This window comes from Shewanella algicola, from assembly GCF_014648035.1.
Taxonomy (GTDB): domain Bacteria; phylum Pseudomonadota; class Gammaproteobacteria; order Enterobacterales; family Shewanellaceae; genus Shewanella; species Shewanella algicola.
In genome coordinates, this window is the sequence record NZ_BMQI01000009.1 from 69,912 (window position 1) to 90,430 (window position 20,519).

The 20,519-nt window shown below is 43.2% G+C and carries 21 protein-coding genes; 7 read left to right on the top strand and 14 right to left on the bottom strand.

Features of this window, described 5'->3' with window-relative positions; all coding sequences use genetic code 11:
* Nucleotides 1-80: 80 nt before the first annotated feature.
* On the top strand, nt 81-485 hold the full coding sequence (locus IEY42_RS05700; RefSeq protein WP_188924352.1) for a hypothetical protein: 405 nt from the start codon (nt 81-83) through the stop codon (nt 483-485).
* Nucleotides 486-594: 109 nt separating this feature from the next.
* Here IEY42_RS05700 and IEY42_RS05705 read toward each other — a convergent pair whose 3' ends face one another.
* Nucleotides 595-1,629: a polysaccharide lyase family 7 protein gene (locus IEY42_RS05705; RefSeq protein WP_188924353.1), complete on the bottom strand. Its 1,035-nt coding sequence runs from the start codon at nt 1,627-1,629 to the stop codon at nt 595-597.
* 310 nt (nt 1,630-1,939) lie between these two features.
* Here IEY42_RS05705 and IEY42_RS05710 point away from each other — a divergent pair, with 310 nt between their 5' ends.
* On the top strand, nt 1,940-2,689 hold the full coding sequence (locus IEY42_RS05710) for a class I SAM-dependent DNA methyltransferase (protein WP_188924354.1): 750 nt from the start codon (nt 1,940-1,942) through the stop codon (nt 2,687-2,689).
* Nucleotides 2,690-2,910: 221 nt separating this feature from the next.
* Here the strand turns inward: IEY42_RS05710 and IEY42_RS05715 are convergent, their stop codons facing one another.
* The 4 genes from IEY42_RS05715 to IEY42_RS05730 form a co-directional block, all read right to left on the bottom strand.
* Nucleotides 2,911-3,189: a DNA polymerase III subunit epsilon gene (locus IEY42_RS05715; RefSeq protein WP_160056314.1), complete on the bottom strand. Its 279-nt coding sequence runs from the start codon at nt 3,187-3,189 to the stop codon at nt 2,911-2,913.
* 155 nt (nt 3,190-3,344) lie between these two features.
* Nucleotides 3,345-4,349: an alpha/beta hydrolase gene (locus IEY42_RS05720; protein ID WP_188924355.1), complete on the bottom strand. Its 1,005-nt coding sequence runs from the start codon at nt 4,347-4,349 to the stop codon at nt 3,345-3,347.
* Nucleotides 4,350-4,391: 42 nt separating this feature from the next.
* Entirely contained in the window at nt 4,392-5,162 is a 771-nt protein-coding gene (locus tag IEY42_RS05725) for an SDR family oxidoreductase (protein ID WP_188924356.1), read from the bottom strand.
* A 26-nt stretch (nt 5,163-5,188) separates the two neighbouring features.
* Nucleotides 5,189-6,655 (bottom strand): flavin-containing monooxygenase, encoded by a 1,467-nt coding sequence (locus IEY42_RS05730; protein ID WP_188924357.1) that lies wholly within the window; start codon nt 6,653-6,655, stop codon nt 5,189-5,191.
* A 164-nt stretch (nt 6,656-6,819) separates the two neighbouring features.
* Between IEY42_RS05730 and IEY42_RS05735 the strand changes: the two genes are divergently transcribed.
* Nucleotides 6,820-7,827, top strand: a complete 1,008-nt coding sequence (locus IEY42_RS05735) for an AraC family transcriptional regulator (RefSeq protein ID WP_188924358.1) — start codon at nt 6,820-6,822, stop codon at nt 7,825-7,827.
* A 3-nt stretch (nt 7,828-7,830) separates the two neighbouring features.
* On the opposite strand, the gene IEY42_RS05740 is transcribed toward IEY42_RS05735, so the two are convergent.
* Entirely contained in the window at nt 7,831-8,448 is a 618-nt protein-coding gene (locus IEY42_RS05740) for an excalibur calcium-binding domain-containing protein (RefSeq protein WP_188924359.1), read from the bottom strand.
* A gap of 198 nt (nt 8,449-8,646) precedes the next feature.
* Between IEY42_RS05740 and IEY42_RS05745 the strand changes: the two genes are divergently transcribed.
* Complete coding sequence (locus tag IEY42_RS05745; protein ID WP_188924360.1) at nt 8,647-9,168, top strand: DUF1993 domain-containing protein; 522 nt, start codon at nt 8,647-8,649, stop codon at nt 9,166-9,168.
* Nucleotides 9,169-9,229: 61 nt separating this feature from the next.
* On the opposite strand, the gene IEY42_RS05750 is transcribed toward IEY42_RS05745, so the two are convergent.
* Nucleotides 9,230-10,123 (bottom strand): DMT family transporter, encoded by an 894-nt coding sequence (locus tag IEY42_RS05750; protein WP_188924361.1) that lies wholly within the window; start codon nt 10,121-10,123, stop codon nt 9,230-9,232.
* Nucleotides 10,124-10,260: 137 nt separating this feature from the next.
* Between IEY42_RS05750 and IEY42_RS05755 the strand changes: the two genes are divergently transcribed.
* Nucleotides 10,261-10,749 (top strand): MarR family winged helix-turn-helix transcriptional regulator, encoded by a 489-nt coding sequence (locus IEY42_RS05755; RefSeq protein WP_188924386.1) that lies wholly within the window; start codon nt 10,261-10,263, stop codon nt 10,747-10,749.
* Between the two features lie 78 nt (nt 10,750-10,827).
* Here IEY42_RS05755 and IEY42_RS05760 read toward each other — a convergent pair whose 3' ends face one another.
* The 3 genes from IEY42_RS05760 to IEY42_RS05770 form a co-directional block, all read right to left on the bottom strand.
* Nucleotides 10,828-11,079 (bottom strand): DUF2999 family protein, encoded by a 252-nt coding sequence (locus IEY42_RS05760; protein ID WP_188922271.1) that lies wholly within the window; start codon nt 11,077-11,079, stop codon nt 10,828-10,830.
* A gap of 288 nt (nt 11,080-11,367) precedes the next feature.
* Nucleotides 11,368-11,757, bottom strand: coding sequence for a hypothetical protein (locus IEY42_RS05765; RefSeq protein ID WP_188924362.1), 390 nt, complete (start codon nt 11,755-11,757; stop codon nt 11,368-11,370).
* On the bottom strand, nt 11,757-13,325 hold the full coding sequence (locus IEY42_RS05770; protein WP_188924363.1) for a S41 family peptidase: 1,569 nt from the start codon (nt 13,323-13,325) through the stop codon (nt 11,757-11,759). Before IEY42_RS05770 ends, IEY42_RS05765 begins: the two co-directional genes overlap by 1 nt.
* Nucleotides 13,326-13,538: 213 nt before the next feature.
* On the opposite strand from IEY42_RS05770, the gene IEY42_RS05775 reads away from it, so the two are divergent.
* Nucleotides 13,539-14,297: an arginine N-succinyltransferase gene (locus IEY42_RS05775; protein WP_188924364.1), complete on the top strand. Its 759-nt coding sequence runs from the start codon at nt 13,539-13,541 to the stop codon at nt 14,295-14,297.
* A 74-nt stretch (nt 14,298-14,371) separates the two neighbouring features.
* On the opposite strand, the gene IEY42_RS05780 is transcribed toward IEY42_RS05775, so the two are convergent.
* Together IEY42_RS05780 and IEY42_RS05785 are read right to left on the bottom strand one after the other, a co-directional pair.
* Entirely contained in the window at nt 14,372-14,650 is a 279-nt protein-coding gene (locus tag IEY42_RS05780; RefSeq protein WP_188924365.1) for a peptidylprolyl isomerase, read from the bottom strand.
* Nucleotides 14,651-14,736: 86 nt separating this feature from the next.
* The gene (locus IEY42_RS05785; RefSeq protein ID WP_188924366.1) at nt 14,737-16,212 is read right to left on the bottom strand and encodes a BCCT family transporter; all 1,476 of its coding nucleotides are present in this window, start codon (nt 16,210-16,212) and stop codon (nt 14,737-14,739) included.
* 188 nt (nt 16,213-16,400) lie between these two features.
* Here IEY42_RS05785 and IEY42_RS05790 point away from each other — a divergent pair, with 188 nt between their 5' ends.
* On the top strand, nt 16,401-18,494 hold the full coding sequence (locus IEY42_RS05790; protein WP_188924367.1) for a prolyl oligopeptidase family serine peptidase: 2,094 nt from the start codon (nt 16,401-16,403) through the stop codon (nt 18,492-18,494).
* A 160-nt stretch (nt 18,495-18,654) separates the two neighbouring features.
* On the opposite strand, the gene IEY42_RS05795 is transcribed toward IEY42_RS05790, so the two are convergent.
* Nucleotides 18,655-19,230, bottom strand: coding sequence for a hypothetical protein (locus tag IEY42_RS05795; RefSeq protein WP_188924368.1), 576 nt, complete (start codon nt 19,228-19,230; stop codon nt 18,655-18,657).
* A 10-nt stretch (nt 19,231-19,240) separates the two neighbouring features.
* The gene (locus IEY42_RS05800) at nt 19,241-20,062 is read right to left on the bottom strand and encodes a cytochrome c3 family protein (RefSeq protein ID WP_188924369.1); all 822 of its coding nucleotides are present in this window, start codon (nt 20,060-20,062) and stop codon (nt 19,241-19,243) included.
* Between the last annotated feature and the right edge of the window lie 457 nt (nt 20,063-20,519).

Here is a 20,519-nt window from a genome sequence, read left to right on the forward strand (position 1 = left end):
GTCTATTTTAATCTAGTGCTCAGGTTAGCCGCTTAGACTATGGCTTTTATATTTATTAGTTAAAAGAGGGATCTATCATCATGGATAAAGCGAATTCAAGCACCAAGCGAAAAATGCCCTGGATTGCAATTGGTATCATTGCGTTAATCGTGTTGCTGTTTAGCCTACTCGTTACACAAATGCCTAAGGGATTTACGTCAGATCTCGAGCAAATAGGCACGGGTAAACCTGCAATTGTGTTTGTTTACGATCCTAACCTTGTGTCGAGTATCACCCAAACCGAGCAAATGAATGAAGCACGTGATCATCTTGGTGATAATGTGTTCTTTTTACTTGCGAGAACGGCAACGCCAGAGGGCGAGGCGTTTATTGCGAAGCATAATGCCGGGTCTACTGAAGTCTTTCTGTTTAACTCTACAGGTGAACTCATTAAAAGAAAGCCTGCAGTGTTAGATGCTAATGAACTGATGCGTTTGGTACGGTAGGTGTTTTTGGGTGTGCTTTTAAACATCGTAAAATAGCTTAACCTTGCTTAAACACAAAAAGCCTGCTGATTGTCAGCAGGCTTTTTGTTTACACGGTTTACAAGAGTAATTACTGCTTCAACTCAAGTTGATAAAAGCTGGCTTGGGCGTAGTCGCCTGCTTCCATGCCGCGCCATTGGCAATCTGAACTGCTCTTATTGGTATTACATTGGTTATAAACGCCCGCTTTGTAATACATCCAATCATTTTTATAGCCTAGGTCGACTTTATTGCCCTGGTAATTCCCCTGGGCGAGGTTAACCTCGAAGGTCTTTACTATTGGTCTGTCGCTGCCTGGGTTTTTGGTAAATGTCAGCTTCATAGTATCGCCTTCAACATTCACTTCATACACGAATATTTCGCCTAATTTAATGCCATCTTTTGGATCGCTAGCACCCTGGCGCAGGTTGTATTTGCCAAACACATTATGACGAATATCTTGGCGAAGTTTTTTGCCATTACTGTCGGCAGCATCTTGCAGTTTGGGTTCAGGGTTTAACTCGTAACTCCAAGATAAAGAGCCATATTCGTGCTCTGGTAATTTACGGTAAACAATTTTAAGCGGTTCGTTATCTGAGCCATGAATTTGACCGATAACCACAGCATATGCGCCATTCTTTTTGTCATTACCACTGCTGCTGACTTTATCGACTGATAGCGTTGCTTTTAGTTGCCCGCCAATCGCGCCGTATTCGTTGGCATTAAGGTGTGATGCCACTACAAAATTGTTTTTAGGCTCATCATATTTATCGGCCAACATGGCGCGAAGTTCGCTGCGGGTATTTTTACTATTTGGCGTGGTTGGCGCTTCATTAGGGGCAACAAACACTAATGCGCCGGTGTTTTTATTGCTATAAAACCATTGCGGATGCACAAAAAGCTGTTGGGGGTTGCTGAGTTGTTGCTTGGTGATTTCTAACGCCTTAGCTGATTGTGTGCTAGCAAGCTCCGGTAAGGTGAGCTTCCAATTAGACAAGTCAAAATTTTGTGACGGGGCTTTATTAGGTGCAAGGTTAAACCGTTTAGCGGTATCAAGCGCTACTGAAGCAACGGCGCAGCTCGAAACTATACTGGCGAATAACAAACTCAAGTGAATGTGTTTCATTGAATACCCCCTGAAAATCATGATGAAATAACTACCTAGAATACTACAGTGTTATTGTATTACAAATAAGCTTTTTGGTGGGCAACGTTTACTGGGCGTGAGTGCATTATTCAGTTGAGGGTGAGTGTCGTTATTTGCGTATAATTAAGGGCTTGCGATCTGCACCATTCAATTTGATATCAAAGCATTGTTAAGCCTTTTTTGTCGGGTAAATATTGTTGATGCTTTGGCTGATATTAATGATTTCTCAATCAGGCTAATTGATATATCATGCGCCACCCTAAATTCAGTCTGTCTTCAATTTCATTTTATGTCTACCAATGCCCTTTATACCGACTTGTCCGGTTATTACGATTTAATGTGCTGTGATATTAACTACCAACAGCAAAGCAATAGCGTGGCTCGTTTGCATCAGATTTTGGGCAATCAGGGTAAGCAACATTTAGATTTGGCTTGTGGCACTGGGCCGCATGTTAGGCATTTTATCGACTTAGGCTTTCAGAGCAGCGGGCTAGATATTAATCAGCCTATGCTCGACATTGCTATGCGTCGTTGCCCTGAAGCGCAGTTTAGTTTGCAAAACATGACTGAGTTTTATGTTGAAGAGAAGCTGGATTTAATTACCTGCTTTTTGTATTCCATCCATTATTCTCAAGGTGTCGAGGCGCTTAAATCCTGTATTGCCAGTGTGCATAAGGCGTTAAATTCTGGCGGTTTATTTTGTTTTAATTCTGTCGATAAGTACAAGATTAATAATAATGCCTTAGTGCGCCACAATGCCGATTTTGAAGACAGCCGATTTACTTTTGAGTCGGGTTGGCATTACAGCGGTGCAGGTGAGATGCAAGCACTTAATTTGAGTATTGCCAAAACCCAGTTTGACACCACACAGCTGTGGCAAGACTCTCATGCCATGGTCGCCACAAGCTTTACTGAGCTACAAGCATTGTTGGCACCGTATTTTGATGTGCAAATATTTGAACACGATTACGACAGGATCATCCCGTGGGATTCTGCCTCAGGCAATGCCTTGTTTGTGTGTACAAAAAGGGAAGTTTAAAAGTTAAGACTTGAGTGGGCGTTTGGCTGTTGTGCAAAAGATCTGTTCGCGAATGGTTTTTTAGCCATTATTCTGCATACATTAATAGGTTGGACTTTGAGCCTGTAAATAATTCTGCTAAATAGATTGTCTACTTAACTAGGACTCTAACTAGGGCTCAGGTTTCTTACTTAAATCAAGCCAGCCATTATGGTGACTAATGGCTGGTGTTAACACGTTATTTACTGCTCAGTATCAGTAAATTCGGCTTCAGCCTTTTCTAGTTCTTGCTGTGTTTTAAGCTCAAATTGTTGCTGCTTTTTCAATTTTGCTTCTTCTGCGAGTGTGGCTTGTCGTTCTTTAAAGCTGTGTTTTTCTGTCTTGGTCAAAAATTTAAACGCTTTTTCGTTGGCCAGTGCATAGCCGACCACATCTTCGCCTTTTACTCTGCGCTCATCGACACGTTGTGAAAAACGTTGGTTGTCACGCGCTTTGCGTTCTTCGGCATTAAGCTTACTCATGTTGTTTCCTCATTTGATACGACTGTTTGGGGTATTGGTTCAGTCAAACAAATGAGTTGCACATTCATAAAGCTGAGCGCGTATTTTAGCATAAGTTGCTTTGCTCGCTAATCTGAATGCAGGGATAAGCGCTGAAACTACTTTATATCTGCCATTTAATCATTAAAGCGCTTCAATGCTGCAGCAATATCATGACAAGCCTGTTTGGCGCGTTTGCTGAGCGTGGTGATGGAGATAAATCCGTGCATGCAATCGTCATAGTGCTCGTGGTGGATGTTAACGCCGGCATCTTTTAATCGATTAGCATAGGCAATACCGTCATCCCTTAAAGGATCAAACCCAAGTGTTAATAAGTAAGTACTAGGCGATTGACTTATATCGGCGGCCTGAAGTGGGCTGACTAAGGGCAGGGTGACTTCGTCGAGTGAATTGACATAGTGGTCTCTAAAAAAATCCATTAAATTGCGTGTTAGCAATAACTGATTATTGAAACAACGGTAAGACTCACTGAGTCCTTGTAAATCGACCATGGGATAAATTAAAAATTGAAAATTCGGCTCTGCTTTGATTTGTACTGGCAGCGTGGTTTGTAATGACGGCAAGCCAATAATGCAGGCCAAATACGCCCCCGCACTGTCGCCGCCAACACCAATATAATCTGGATTGATATTAAGCTGTTGAGGGTTGTCGTTAATGTAATTCCACGCTTCGATGGCATCACAAATGGCACTAGGGAATTTATGTTCAGGGGCTAAACGGTACCCCACGGAGATAATATTCATGTTGCCGTGTTTAGCCAAAAAGCGGCAAAAACGGTCATGAGTGTTAATACTGCCAATCACGCAACCGCCACCATGAAAATACACTAAAGTCTTTTTAGGAATGTTGCTGCTGGGGTGGTAGATCCGCAGGTTAATGGTATTTGTGTCGCCACGATCTGTGCTGATTGGAATCGTTAAATCTGTCACCTTATCCATAGCAATTTTATTCAGCCCAACCAGCTTATCCATTGCGGCATAAATAACCCTAAACAGGGCTACGGGGAGTTTATATAAAGGCAGTAGTGACAACATTGTAGCGGCGCTTAACTGCGACGATTCGAGTTTAGCTGTGTGTAATGTTGCGTTGTCAGGTGACGACTGAGGCTTATTGTTGTTCATTTTTATGGCCTTTTTAATGTTTATTGTAGTTCTTGAAAGGGGTTATCGACTTAACCACTTCATCACTAAACGATTAATAAACGCCGGTGATATGTTACTTAATCTGTGTAATATCCCATAAAACACGCTGACTGTTCGGTGAGTTTTTGGGTGCCTAATTTGTTTGTCGATAACTGCGACCACATCTTGAGCGGTGATATTCACCCCAAGGCGATGCAGCACTTTAGCGCTTTTTTGTTGTGATTTAAGCATATTAGTTGCCACAAAGGGCGGCATAACGTCGCATACGCTAATACCGTACTTTTTCCACTCTAGTTCGAGTGCTTCGGTCAGTGCTTTTACCGCAAACTTACTAGCGGAATAACTTGCCAGCTCTGGTACACCGTAATCACTGCTGGCCGATGACATATTAATCACTGTGCTGTTGCCATGGTTTTTTAAATAGGGCCAGGCCGCATGGCATAAGTTCATCAGCCCGTTAACATTAATATTAAGAATGCGTTGATGTTGCTCAATCGAGACGGTTTCAAACGGGCCAATCTCTAGGATGCCAGCGTTATTGAGTAAGATCGCCAAGCAATCATTATGCTCAGCGCAAAATTTAGCCATAGCGTGTTGTACTTGTGAAATATCACAGACATCAAGTTGAAATAACCTCAATCGAGTGTTATCCCATTGTTGAGTGACCTGTCTTAATAAGTCTAAATTAATGTCAGCCATACCAACCACATAACCTAAAGAGTGAAAGTGTTTAGCTGCGGCTAAGCCAATTCCAGACGCTGCGCCGGTAATCAATATTGTATTTGTATTCATACACTCGTTAGCCTTACGCAAGTTAATTAAAACGTGATGGTATTGATATGTTCCATTTGCGGTTCTTTCATTTCATCAACCCACCGCTGCCAGGTGTATGGCCATAAAATAGGGTCGCCATCGGCGTCTAAATACCAACTTTGGCAGCCACCCACCCAGCTGGTGCCTTTTAAGCCCTCTTTGACATAAGCCGTAAAGTCATCAATGGCTTGCGGTTTGGCTTCAAACTCATCAAATTCATGCGCACGCCATTTATCAATTAATTTGATCACGTAATCCGTTTGCACTTCGCTCATGGCGATAACCGAAAAGTTACCAATGGGAGTATTAGGGCCAAGCATTAAAAAGAAGTTTGGATAGTCGCTAAGTAGCATTGAGCGGTAGGCTTTGATTTTATGTGCCCAGGCTTTATCAATGTGTACATTATTGCGGCCGATTAAGTTCATTGGGCGCATAAAGTTAAACGCATTAAATCCGGTCGATAACACTAATACGTCCAGTTCGTGGTGTTTGCCATCTTTAGTGATAATGCCGTTTTCGGTAATGCACTCAATGCCTTCGGTGATCAGGTGTGCGTTGGGCTTTTGAATGCCTTTATAAAATGTGCTGTTGATAATGACACGCTTACAGCCGACTTGATAATTAGGCCGAAGTTTTTCTCGTAATACTTTGTCTTTAATACTTAATCGTAAGTTTGCTTTACACAAAAAACTCAACAGATGTTTTTGGATAAACTGGCCGGTTACGGCTTTGGTAAAAAAATGCTCTAAAAAGAATTTACCGGTATTGCGATGGATTTTGGTGATAATGGGATAACGGGTCATGAGTTTTCGCATGGTGGTTGAAAACGCAAAATCGGGCAAATGCATTAACCATTGCGGCGTACGTTGAAATACCGACACGGTCGCGCCTGTATTAATGAGTTCAGGTATCGCTTGCGCTGCGGTAGAGCCTGTGCCAATAACTCCAACACGAGTATTGGCTGATATCTCGACGCTATGATCCCATTGTGCGGTATGAAACTTAGCGCCTTTAAAATCGTCTAGTCCAGCAATATTGGGAAATTGTGGATGATGTAAAATGCCGGTGGCACACACCATAAAATCGGCAATGTAGGTTTGCCCTTTGTTTGTTTTGACGGTCCATTTGCCATCGGTATATTGGGCATCAGTTACCGCTTCATTAAAACGTATATCACGCGCGACATCGTATTTATCGACCACGTGCTCAAAGTATTGTTTTATCTCTGGCCCGCGGGCAAAAAAACGGCTCCAGTTTGGGTTAGGCTCAAACGAGTAGGTATACATGTGCGCAGGTACATCGCAGGCTGCACCCGGGTAGGTGTTTTCTCGCCAGGTACCGCCGACAGACTCTTTTTTCTCTAGGACAACAATATCCGTAATGCCTGCCTGGCGCAGTTTAATGGCCATTAAAATGCCTGTCATACCGGCGCCAATAATCACCACTGAAGGGTTGCGTTTTGTTTGAGTCATAGGGCCTCAATTATTATCATTATTGTGAGTCTTACTATTCTGCTTGCGCATGCAAATATTGTTAATAAATAGTGTCGATTACCCAGCATAGGAAATTACGCTTAATTGATCTACGCTTAAAATGGACTTATATTTGTGATTTTAAGACATCATGGTCGTCACTTATGGCATTTCGCAGCGTTACCAGTGTGCAAATTATTGTGGCTTACGGCATTGAGCTGGGTATTGAAGAGGGCGTGTTACTGAACGGCTCAGAACTGACAAGTGAGCAATTACACGATCACGACCAACTAGTTGAAGATACACAAGAATTACAGGTATTAAATAACCTAGTACAGCACACATCGTCGCCGTTTACTGCTGGCGTAGCTTTAGGCAGTCGTTACCATTTAACCAGTTATGGCATCATGGGTTACGCTCTTTTAGCCAGCAGCACTGCCAGAAAAGCGATTGAACTGGGTTTGCGCTATTTAGATTTAACCTATGTGTTTTCGCAAATCACCTTAAACCAACTTAATGATGATATTGCGCTGACGTTTTTATGTGACGTGCCGGGAAAGTTGGGCGAACTGGTGTTGGTAAGAGACATGGTTGGCGCGGCGATGATCCAGCGCGAGGTGTTTGAACATAAAGATTTACCGATAACACTGCAGTTTACCTCCGTTCCGCCCGCTAACTTATCAATAGCGGATATTGAACAAAAACTTGGGGTTAATATTCGATTTAATGCTGATTACAATGGCTTTGCTCATTTAGCGCCTCTGCTCGATTTACCATTAACCAAAGCCAATGAAGCCACAGCCAGACTGTGCGAAGCGCAATGCAGCCAGTTATTACAGCAAAAACAAAACTGGAAACCCGTCGCCAAATTGGTAAAAGACACCCTAGTGCATTTAGGTTTAACGGCATCAATGGAAGACATTGCCGCCCATTTAGCCCGCACCACGCGCACTTTGCATCGACAACTTAAGCTAGAGCAAACTAGTTGGCGCCAGGTGCGAGACGATGTGCGCGTCGGCATTGCTGAGGCATTACTCTTAACGCCCATGCACCTGGATGAAATCGCCGAAAGGCTCGGTTACAGCAATGGGGCCAATTTTAGCCACAGTTTTAAACGCTGTAAAAATATGACCCCAAGCCAGTATCGTAAGCAAACAAAGAAGCTAGGTTAAGTGTTAATTACAGAACTGCATTTCACATGGCACGCCATCGTGATCACCATCCATTTTTGTGCCAGGGCAGTTATTGATATAAAACGTCGCTTCGGCACATGAGCGCATTTGGCTGCAATGTGTTTTGCTTGTTTCACATCTAAACTGTGGTTGCAGGTTTTTAGCGCTTGGATTTGGCGCTGAAGGCTGCCATTGCATTTGGTCAATATCTGCATTGGTCAACACCGGGACAGCCGTCATTTGCTCATATTGCTTATAGCCGAAAATCCCAACCCCAAGCAAGATTATCAACATGAGTAAACGGCCGAGTATTGGGCTGCTGGTGCGATGATTATGATATCTTTCGTTGGGTCTGTGTGTGTTTCGTGCAGTGTTATTGGTTGATGATTGTTGACGGTTAGCAATAACGGCAACGCCTTCAATGCTGGCTTTTATGGCTTTGACTTTGCCATCGGGCTGGTTTTCACGATGAAATACAATTTCATCGCCAACCTGGGGCTTTCTGGCCATGTGCTTTAACGCTGAGATATGAATAAACACATCTTGATCATTACCGGTTTCAGGTTTAATAAACCCAAAGCCTTTTTCATCGTTCCAACGAACTAATGTGCCTCTTTCCATGGCGATACCGTTCCTAATTGTGTTGTTCTATCAGTAATATAATAACTGTATTGATGAGTTATTTGAATCGGTTATTGTGTTGGATGATGACTGGGATTATTGTGGTTAATACAGGCTAAAAATGTATTTAATTTGTCTGCAACCTAATGTGGTATTGCTAACGCGTTACAGCTTGCCGCTCCAACGGAGGGATTTGTCATGCTATACGATCTGACTGTCGTGCAATTCAGCAAGATGCTAAATAATTTAAACCATATCCTTGATAAAGCAGAAGCGTTTGCCGCGCTTAAAAGAGTGGATATGGCAGTGCTGTTGAACTCTCGCTTAGCACCCGATCAATTTAATCTTATCCGCCAGGTACAAATTACTTGTGACACGGCAAAAATTGGGGTGGCGCGTTTAACTGGGCATATGGATTCAGTGCCAAAGCATGATGATAGTGAAACCACATTAGAGGAACTTCGCCAACGTATTACATCTGTGTTGACCTACCTTGAGGGGTTTAGTGAGGCGGACTTTGGCCATGCTGAAAAGGTACACGTGTCGCAACCGCGTTGGGGGAGTAAGTACCTCACTGGGTATGAATTTGCCATCGAACATGCGATCCCGAATCTCTATTTTCACATCACAACGGCTTATGCAATATTGCGTCATAATGGCGTTGATGTTGGTAAAAAAGACTATTTAGGCGCAATGCCTTATAAAGTGCCGTTAATTTAAGTCGAATACGCGCCAATAAAAGGATAAGCCTTCACTTATCCTTTTATTTCAACGTGCATTATTATTTTATTAATGCCGAATTACGTAACTTTATCCGTACTACATTGAGTAATGTCGGTGCGATAGAGGCCAATATCATTCCCACCATCAATGTGTATTGATGCGTTGTGTAACTCTCGCTTAATAATATTGCGCCACAGGCGATACCAGCGATGGGGTTCGCGATACCCCCAAAGGTAAAATCAACCACCGACATCCGCTGTAATAACCACACATACATGCTGTAACCTAATACAGTATTGAGCAATAATATCCATATTATCCCTGACGCGTTGCTCCAGCTAAATTGGTTAATCACATTAGCATAAGGTTCTGGTGCTATGAGTGCTTGCATACCAGACACCAGAGTCAGTATCACGCCGCCAATAATCAGTTGCCAGGTTAAAATGGTCCACCAATGAATCCGTGAACCAAGCGCTTTGGTAATGGTGCTGCCAACAATAATGCAGCTTATGGCTGCGAGCATGGCAATGAGTCCGACTGGGTTTAGGGTTATTGAATTAGGGTCAAACAACATCCACGCCAGTATAACTAACACGGCACCACAGCAGGCTTGTAAGGCATTGGGGCGCTTTTTACTCACAACCCAATGAAATAGCATCGCAAAAACGGGCACTGATATCATACCCACTCCAGATATTGCCGAAGGAAGGGTCAATGCCATCACAAAAATTAAACAGAAAAATACCGCAATATTAATCGCACCAAGCTTAAATAAAATAGGCCAGTCTGCAGATGCTGGGCGACTGGGTTTTATTGCCAATAATATTAATCCCGCCGGCAATGCGCGTAATGCACTGAGCAATAATGGTGGCCAGTCTGCCAATGTATATTGGGTTACAGCGTATGTCGTCCCCCAAAAAAAGGCGGGGATCATGGCAAGTAAAATGTTCATCAATAACCTTGGTGTCAATTTATCTTCACGTAAAGATAGTTGGCAGTGTGGACTGATAGGTTGTTTTTGTAAAGTCGCTTTCTATCAAGTATCTTAATGTGAAGATTTTTGTACTGAAAGTAAAAGTGAGAGTGAACATGGAAGATGTCGATAAAGTGGTTGCACAATGGGCGACAGAAAAGCCCCATTTAGATACCGTGCCTATGGCATTGCTGGGGCGCTTTTTACGTTTACACAAACACCTAGAGGCCGAAATATCGGCTTGTCATAAGCAATTTGGCTTAACCATGGGCGAGTTTGATGTATTAGCCACGTTAAGACGAAATGGAGAGCCATATATCTTAACGCCTTCGATATTACTGTCGTCAATGATGCTCACCTCGGGCGCCATGACCCACCGCCTAGATAAGCTTGAAGCTAAACAGTTAATTGTGCGCACTCATAGCACTGAAGATCGCCGTAGCGTATCTGTAGGGCTAACCAACAAAGGCCTTACAGTGATTGATGCGATGATAGAGCTGCATGTACTCGTGCAGCACAAACTGGTTGCCAGTTTATCTACCAGCGAGGTGCCAGCATTAAACCAATTACTTAAAACCTGGCTAACTGCTTTTGAAGGCGATTAAGGGGTATTATTAGGTGTTAAAAACGGCCAGAATTTTAAATTCTGGCCGTTTTTGTCTATTGAGCATCGAACATTGAAACTACTGCTGCAATTGCGCTTTTGCTGCTTCAACTTTCGAGAAATCTAAGCCCAGCTCAACTACGGCTTCTTTGATTAAGGCTGGGTTTTGCATCACAAGGGCCATCAACTGTTGCAGTTTTTCTGGTGGAATACCTAATTGGCCAATGGTTGCCATTGCAGCAAATGGATTTTCAGTTAATGCCTGGAAAAGCTCGGTAATTTGAGCGTCAGTGACCTGGTGTTCTTTTAAGATGGCAATAATCGGATTCATTGCATGACCTTGTTTGGTTAAAAGTGAGTAGGGCGAGATTTTATCACGTTTTAGCCTGTTGAGGGCAAGCTCTCTAATGCGGGATACACCTGGTATTATTCGTTTGGTTATATAATCCGGCGAAGTGGTTTCATTGCAGTGTTCGGTGGCGAATGAACGATGGAAAAGTATTACGCTGTCGTGAGTGAATAGTTTAGTGAATTAACGTGTAATAAAAAGGCCAGAGCATATGGTTAATATGTTCTGGCCTTATTGTGTATTAGCTTATATCAAACACTCAATGTGCTGCTATTGCGCGTCTTCAAGCTTACAACGTACTTGCGATAACGTTATCGCTTTACCGCTTTGCACATGTTGCAATAGGCAGCTATCACCTTGTTTTAATAATTGAACCGCGTCAGGTATGTCAGTGCTGCGGCCCATTATCAATAACCCGTTGGCATCTTTGTGCGGTGCGCGCTCAATCACTTCCTGGCTGTATTGCGTAAAGGCATTGTCGCTAATCACTACACGACTGGCGCCCAACAAGTTTGCTATTGCTTGTTGTAACTCGGCGTGGGTCTCTACACTTGGGTTAGTTAGCGTTGCAGCTTGAGGCAAAGAAGGTTCTTCGCTTGCTGTCGCCACACAACCCGTTATGATCACCATGCCAATGAGCCCTATGAGTGGTTTACGCATTATTGCTCCATAGCCTGCGGCGTTAAAATGCGGTTATTAAGCAGCACATTTTGATTGCGGGTGTCTTGTAACATAAAGCCTGGGTCAATAAAGGTGTTTTTTGCGGGTGCACGGGCTATCGCCGTTGCGGTTGCCGGACAGCTGTTGTTGTCACGGTAATACAGCGCCGCACTTAACAGTGTTTCATCACTATCACCTAAAGCATGAGTCAGGTCATCGTCTAGCATACAACCTGGCACTTCACTGTCGACAGTTGGGTTCGTTGATGGGACAAACCCATCTGAATACTCACCAAAGCCTTTGTCATTTACCCCTTTAAATTGAATGGTAAAGTAGGTTGTGTCGCAATTGTCTGTAGGGTAAAAACCGTAAGGTTTACCGCAAGTGGTATCACCGAGTTGAATCACTTCAATGTCGATACCGCGCAAAGCATTCATTAATGCTTCACTAGCCGAACAGGTGCCAGGTGTCGTTAATACAAATACTCGGTTAAGGTTTAATGCTGGTAACGAGACACCGCTTCTGAGTAATGAAGTGTTAAACCCAAGGGTTTCAGAGTAAAACGGCATAGGTGTTAATGTTTGCCCTGTTACTGGGTCGATAGTTGGGTATTTGTCGTTAAAGCTGGTGCGCTCAAATACACGGTTATTGGTCGCTGCATCGCCTGCCACCATGTATGCCAATTGGCTGGCAATAGCTAATAACCCGCCGCCGTTATAACGAATATCCATTACTAAATCATCAACTTGTGCATTACTCAACGTTGTCATAGCATCATACAAGCCTTTCTCAGCTGTGGCGATATGCGAGTTAAACAGTAAATAGCCTACCTTGCCACTGTCGGTGGTAATGGTTTTGGTATTTTGCACTGGGGATGATACGACTGTACCGGCAGTTAAGGTGACACTGCGGTCGGTATCGGCATTTAAATCACGCACTACAAACTCAGTTTGCTTACCGCTGTCGCTAGGAAATAAACCTGCATTAAGAGTATCAATGCTGTCGCTGTCATTGGCAGTTGCCACATCAACACCATCTACCGAGACAATGATTGCCCCTCGGCTGACACCAGCATCACTGGCGGGTGTATCGGGTTCATTATAGGCAACAGTGACTTGCCTACTTACGCCAGTCGACGCTTGACGTAAGCTTAATGTCATACCGTAACCCACTGAAGCGCCAGAGCCATTGAGTAAGTCCCATTCTTCAGTCGACATCGAAAAGTGGAAGTTATCTTTTAAACTACCTGTGTCTGATAATTCTTCTGTTTTGAGTAGGTCAAAATATTCCGCAACACTGTATGGTGCAGGGTCGCGATCAATGATTTCGTCATACCAAAGGTAGGTATCGTTGCTCCACGAGCGTAACCATAATTTTTGAGTCAGAGAGGCTGTGCATTGATTTGCCAAGCTCGAGTAGTTAGCAAATTGCCCTTCAACCCATTGAGGTGCTGTTGAGCCAGTATCGACATCATCGCCACCAGAGGAACCTCCGCCGCCACAAGCTGCGAGTAAAAGGCTGGTGCCAATCATTAATGGTGTAAAGGTACTGCGAGAGAGTAACTGCATTAAAATAATCCTTTATTTATCTCAAACCCATTTGGTTGGTTTACGTACTTTCGACTTATAACTTTATTACAATTTGGCTCATTTGTAACTCAAGTTTTAAGTAAATGTTAACTAGAATGGGTGTCAATAATCGTGTAGGTGCAAGGTTTTTATTTGCTGTTTGGCATTAGCGCGCATTACCATGAACAAAATAAATCACTAAAAGAGCAGGCTATGCGAGCTTCATTTACCAATTTAACTGTGCCGTACAAACAACAAACGGGTGCCGCTGGGATTAAGTTATTGCTGATCATTTTGGCAACCATGCTAGTGACTGCTGGCCTGACATTTTTTGTTATTCGCACTTATATTTTCCCTTCGCCAATGACACCGGTGACCTTAAATGCCAAAGAGGAACAAAAGCTGGATCACAAATTAACCCAGCTTGGTTGGCAGGTTGACTCAAGCGCGTCAAGAAATACAACTCATACTCGCAATGCGCCTAATAATCGCAATTCTATCAATGACAGCTCGGTTAATGACAAGCCCCTCAACGACCAGGGCGAACTCACTCCTCAAGCTTATCGTGAATACGACACAGACCGTCAAGTGACCTTTAGTGAAAAAGAAGTGAATGCGATGATTGGCCGCAACCCTGATTTTGCCAAGCGGGTGGCTATTGATTTCTCTAATAACCTAGCCAGTGCGACCATGCTTATCCCCATACCGAATGACTTTCCGGTTATGGCGGGTGAAATTTTAAGAGTCAACACAGGATTGGATATTCGTTTAGACGCTAATCGCCGCCCTGTGGTGGCATTAGTAGGCGTGAGTTTAATGGGCGTACCCATTCCCAATGCCTGGCTAGGTAATATGAAAAACGTCAATTTGGTGAGTGAGTTTGGCGATAGAGGTTTTTGGAACACCTTTGCCGATGGTGTCGATGATATTCAAATTCGTGATGGCGAGCTGTACATCAAACTGCGTCAATAAAGACTGTGAATCAATGCTAATGACAGTGGGCATGTATCGCCGTTCACTATCATCTGAGGAGCTTAAGTATTTACCTATGTTCGATAAAGCACTTTTACTACGTGCCAGCCAAATTTTGTTTTAACTAAATGCGGGGTAATTAGCTCACCGTTAAAACACACTTTATCGAACTGTGGCACCATTTGGCCCTTCTTAAACTCACCTAAATTACCGCCACTTTTGGCCGACGGGCAACTCGAGTGCTTTTTGGCTAACACATCAAACTTAGCGCCTTTATTCAGCTGTTTAATAATGTCTTCAGCTTGAGTTTGGTGTTTTACTAAAATGTGAAGTGCCGCTGCCGTTTTAGCCATGTTACTGCCTATCTATATTGGTTTGAATGGGTCAGTTTAATACTGAGTGAGTATTATACCTGTTTCGTCAGTAAAATAGGTAAAGACTAATGTTTTAATACATCTCGTATCCAAAATATTACTTGCAAGCTGAGCACTAAGGTAAAGGGAATCGCTCCCACAATCGCGACCTGTTTGTTCAGGTCGACATCGTTAATACTCACCAGCGCAATGGTAATGGCGATTAAAATTATGCTCCACAATATTTTGGCGTCGCGCGTGTCGTTACCGGTTAATAAGCTGGCGATATAAATTGACGAGTCAGCGCTGGTAATTAAAAAGGTCACCAGCAACAATAGTGCAGCGGCAGACAATAGCGCGCCCAACGGCATTTGCTCAAAAAAACTAAACAGTCCCAAAGTGTATTGCTGGTTAACCGCATCCATAATGGTGCTGGCATAAGGTTGAGTTAATACGCTGCCACCAAACGCTGAAAACCAAATAATAGACGTCACAGTCGGTAATAAGATGGTGCAGCTTAAAAATTGCCTAACACTTCGACCTTTACTTATTCTGGCAATAAATGGCCCCACAAACGGCGCCCAAGCAATCCACCATACTAAATAAATGACCGTCCAACCTTGGCTCCACTGTTCTGGCTGACCAACCCCAAAAGACATTTTGGGTAACAGTTTGATGTAGTGTAAAGTCGACTCAAGAGTTAACTGTAAGGTGTTTAGTGGATCAACAAGCGCGATAACCAGTACGAGCATCGCGACCATAAATAAACTGTTAAATTGGCTTAAGCGTTTAATACCATTATTTAATCCTGCAAGAGACGATAAGGTAAACAATGCGGCAATGACTAAGATCATCCCTATTCGAAATGCCAACGAGCCAATATCTAATCCTAATGCTTGTTCAACACCGGTTTGGATTAAAGCAATGGTGTTGGCAAACGTACCCGCAATACCAAAAATAATGGCTACCACCGCCAGTAAATCAATCATATTTAACCATTTCGGTTTGTCTGCACTAAAGCTGGCACTCACCCGTAAGCTGCGTTGTTTATTGTAGGCAAACCAGGCCATAACCAGCCCTGCCATGGCATAAATAGCCCAAGCGTGTAGCCCCCAGTGAAAATGGGTAATGGCTAGTGCGCCCGGCACAGATGAGAAAGATTGTTGTAAAAACGCTGGCGGATTCACATAGTGATAAACCGGTTCTGCCACGCCCCAAAATATCAGCCCAGAGCCCATGCCTGCAGTAAATAGCATTGCCATCCAGCTCATAAAACTGAACTCTGTTTGCGCCTCATTGCCGCCCAAGCGAATTCGCCCAATGGGGCTAAAGCATATTACCGTTGCTGTGAGCAGTAATAGGCTCGAAAATTGAATAAATTGTGAGTCAAAATAGTCGAGAAAAAACTGAGTAAATTGGCTTAATAATGCCAATGTGGTAGCGGGGAAAAGTAATAATAAACCGGCGATCAGGGTAACAGGTAAATAAAAACCGTATTGCGGATTTAACCAAAAAGGCCGTTTAGTGGTGTCAATGCTGGTGGTAGAGTCTGTTATTGGCATTGGTGGCTCCGATTGGCAATGCATCACTATGCCGTAAATGATTAAAAGAAATAGGCCTTTGCAACCTTGATTCAACGGGCCGCTCGTAACAGTTTGTAGCAGCTTAGCGATTGAACATCTGCTTAATTAATATAAAGTAACTACACAATAAAAAACACACCTAAGCAAACAACAAAAAGGACATTTTAATGCTTAAAAGAATCATACCTTTATGCGTAGCGAGTGCAATGACAATGGCCACACAAATCCAAGCAGAAGAAGACAAGTTTATTTGGTTAGAAGACGTTGAAGGTGCTAAGCCGATGACCTGGGTAAAGCAGCAAAATGATGTGTCTGCGACCCACATTAAAGGCTATAAAGGCTTTGATAGCTTAGTTGCCAATAGCCTTGAGATTCTTAACAACGAAGCGCGGATCCCTTATGCGAGACGCACGGGTGACTATTTTTATAACTTTTGGAAAGACGAAACTCACACTCGGGGTATTTATCGTCGCACCACGATAGAAGAATACGCAAAAGCGGACCCTAAATGGGAAACCGTGCTCGACATTGACGCCCTAGGTAAAGCCGAAGGCGTTAACTGGGTGTATAAAGGCATGAACTGCCAATACCCACAAAATGAACGCTGCTTAGTGTCGTTATCTCGCGGCGGCGCCGATGCTGCTGAGGTTCGTGAGTTTGACCTCACCACTAAAAGCTTTGTTGAAAAAGCGCAAAAGCCATTTATGGTCGATGAGGCTAAATCGATAGTGAGTTGGATTGATAAAGATACGGTCTTTATTGGCACCGATTTTGGCGACGGTAATAGCATGACTGACTCGGGTTACCCAAGCTTAGTGAAACTATGGAAACGCGGCACACCGATATCTGAAGCTAAGACCATCTTTACAGGCGATAAAGCATCGGTAGCCTCAGCGGGTTACGTTATTTTTGATGATAAAACGCCACTGAATATTATTACCGAAAGTTTAACCTTTTATACAGCTAAGCATTACGTGTATCAAAACGATAAGCTGGTGGCGTTGCCATTGCCAGCCGATGCAGACATTAAAGGCTACTTTAAAGGCCAGCTATACATTGAGCTGAAAAGCGAGTTAGTCACCGATAAAGCAACCTTTAAACAAGGTGCTGTTGTGTTTACCCCGGTAGATAAACTGATTGCGCAAAAACCTGAGTTTAAAGAATTTGTATCGCCCACCGCCACGGCCTTTATTTCGCAAATTAACTTCAGTAAAAATGCGGTATTTGTCACCTGGTTAGACGATGTTAAAAGTAAACTCGTGCGTTATACCCAAAACGATAAAGGCCAATGGCAAAGCGACACTGCCCCATTTGACGCTAATGGCACCTTAAGTGTGTTTGATGTTCAGCGCGACAGTGATGAATTTTTTGTTGATTACACCAGCTTTTTAGAACCATCAACCTTGTATCGTGTTAATGGTGCCACGTTAAAAGCCGACAAAGTCAAAGGCATGCCACAACAGTTTGCTGCTGATAAATTTACAACCAAACAATTTTTTGCTCAGTCGAAAGATGGCACCAAAGTGCCTTACTTTGTGGTCATGGCCAAAGATATTAAGTTAGACGGCAGTAACCCTACGCTACTTTATGCCTATGGTGGTTTTGAGGTGTCGCGTTTACCGTCATACTCGGCCACTGTGGGTAAAAACTGGCTCGAACAGGGCGGCGTGTATGTGTTAGCCAACATTCGTGGCGGTGGTGAGTATGGCCCTGCTTGGCATCAGGCGGCGTTAAAAGAACATCGTCATAAAGCATTTGAAGATTTTGAAGCCATTGCCGAAGACTTAATTGCCCGAAAAATCACCACAAGCCAGCATTTAGGTATTCAAGGCGGCAGTAACGGTGGTTTGTTAATGGGAGCCGCGTTTACGCGTCGTCCTGATTTATATAACGCTGTGGTATGTCAGGTCCCTTTGCTAGACATGAAGCGTTATAACAAGCTGTTGGCTGGTGCCAGTTGGATGGGCGAATATGGTAATCCTGATATTGAGAAAGAGTGGCAATACATTAAAACTTATTCGCCTTATCATAATTTAAAACAAGGTGTTAAATACCCTAAAGTGTTTTTTACAACTTCAACCCGTGACGACCGCGTTCACCCTGCTCATGCACGTAAAATGGTCGCTAAAATGGAAGACATGGGGATTGATGTGTTGTACTACGAAAACATTGAAGGAGGCCATGCTGGTGCTGCTGACAATACCCAAGCCGCTGAGCTTATCTCAATGGTGTACGCTTATTTAATGCAGCAACTGCGTTAGTATTTTAGATGTATATAGAAAAGGGCCTCAATGATGAGGCCCTTTTTTGGGATTAGTATTATATTTTAAAAAAAAGCCGCAGCATCTACCCTACGGCTTGAGGCCATTACCTAGTAAAAGGGGAACTGGCGGTAACCCTAACTAGGATGGGGGGAAGTCATCATTCATCGGCAGCAATCAGGGTGATTTCATTACTGACATTTGAACCATGAATTTGTACTGCCACTTTGAACACTTCAACAGCGCCTGCAGCGGCTTTGCTTTCTAGGTCTAAGTCGATAGCATTAAAGGTGTATTTCCCTTCGGTATCGGTTTCTTCTAATAAGCCCGCACAATTTTCTGCATCGGTTTGATCACAGCCAAAGCTTTGAGATACATGCCAGCGTTTCCATGCTTTTGGCTTGGTTGACGGTGACGCTGGGTCAGGAAACCCAAAATACACAATTTCATATTCGCTAGCATTGGTAACGGCTTTACCATCAGCATTGCTTAATGTGAATGTTAATGCCCCTGTTGCCGCATCAAATGAGTCAAGCTGCATAGAGATATCAGTTGCTTCATTAACATCAACGGCATCACTCACTGGATCGACTACCACAGGTGGCGTCACCACGACAGGTGGCACAACTACAACCGGCGTATCATCAACAATGGTATCTTCATCATCGTTGTCACTACCACAACCAAAAATTAGCAAACTACTGGCTAAAATGGCGCTAAGATATTTGATCTTCATGATGCGCTCCTTAATTGAAATGTCCTGTATGGCAAGTCGTACATTCCATATCGGTTTTAACGCTGGCTGCAGAGCCCATAGTTGAACTTACGCCATGACAAGACTGACATGCTTGCGCTTCCGTTGATGGTTTTGCGATAGCTAATAGTGAGATATCTTCACCGGCATAAGCACGGTTAAGTAAATCAACAATGTAGTAAGCCATACTGGCTGACAGACGTTTACAGCGCTCACCTTTTAACGCAAACTCTTTGCCTGATGCGGCTGACCAGTTACTGATAGAAGAGTGACACAATGGACTATTGGCAATTGACGTTGCGCCTACTTCAAGTGATTTTTCGTCTGTTGAACCAATACCAGCAATGAATTCAGCTGAAGATAATGGAAGATCTGTCGTTTCATAGTAACGGAACGATGCGCCAATAATTGAATTGTTTTGACCGTTAATATCATCAAGGATATTAATCAACATGCCTGAAGCATTTAAGTTACCGCAAAGAGTACCTTGACCCACAACACCTGCCCAACCATAACCGGCTAATGCAGTAGGGATAGTGGCAAACTTTGAGGCGTCAGCACTATCAGATGCCGCAAGCATAGTGATAATAGAGTGAAATACCTGGTGCATACAGCCACCGCCCGTTTCATAAGCAAGCTTAGCTGTTGCCATGGCATCAAGTGGTGCGTATTTTAACTTTTCTCCTAACTCTAAACGGTAATTTCCGTCAGTGTCTGTCGCTGCAAAAGCCGATGTGCCCATTAAAGTCGCCCCAGCAGCGGCGGTGCTTATACCAATAATTTGTGTCAAAGCTTGACGTCTGTTTATGCTCATAATAATCACCCTTTTACTCATCGTTTTCTTATTAATCCCAATCATTAATGTTGGGAGTTTGGTGTTGTTAGCAAAGTGTTGTTAGCAAACTATGCTTGGCAACTTGTTGGTAGTAACGATAAGCGATGGAGTTATTAATGATGTGATTCAAAGCAGATAAAAATACTCGATTAAAAATCGTTGTTTTAGACGTAATGGAATCAATTTATTGAGGGTTAATTTGCTTAAAATGGCGGCGATGTGTGATGTAGGTCACCTTATTTATAACATTTATGCTTATTTATTGCCGAATGCAGCAACTTTAATATCATGAAATGGTGTGATCATCTTCACGCATTTATAAGATTGTAAAATTAAACGCTTACTTTTGTTAAGGAATAAAGCGCTTAGATAACAGGATCACAGAATTCATCAGATTTTTTGCATACACTTTAACAGTCGTAATTTGAGTCATATA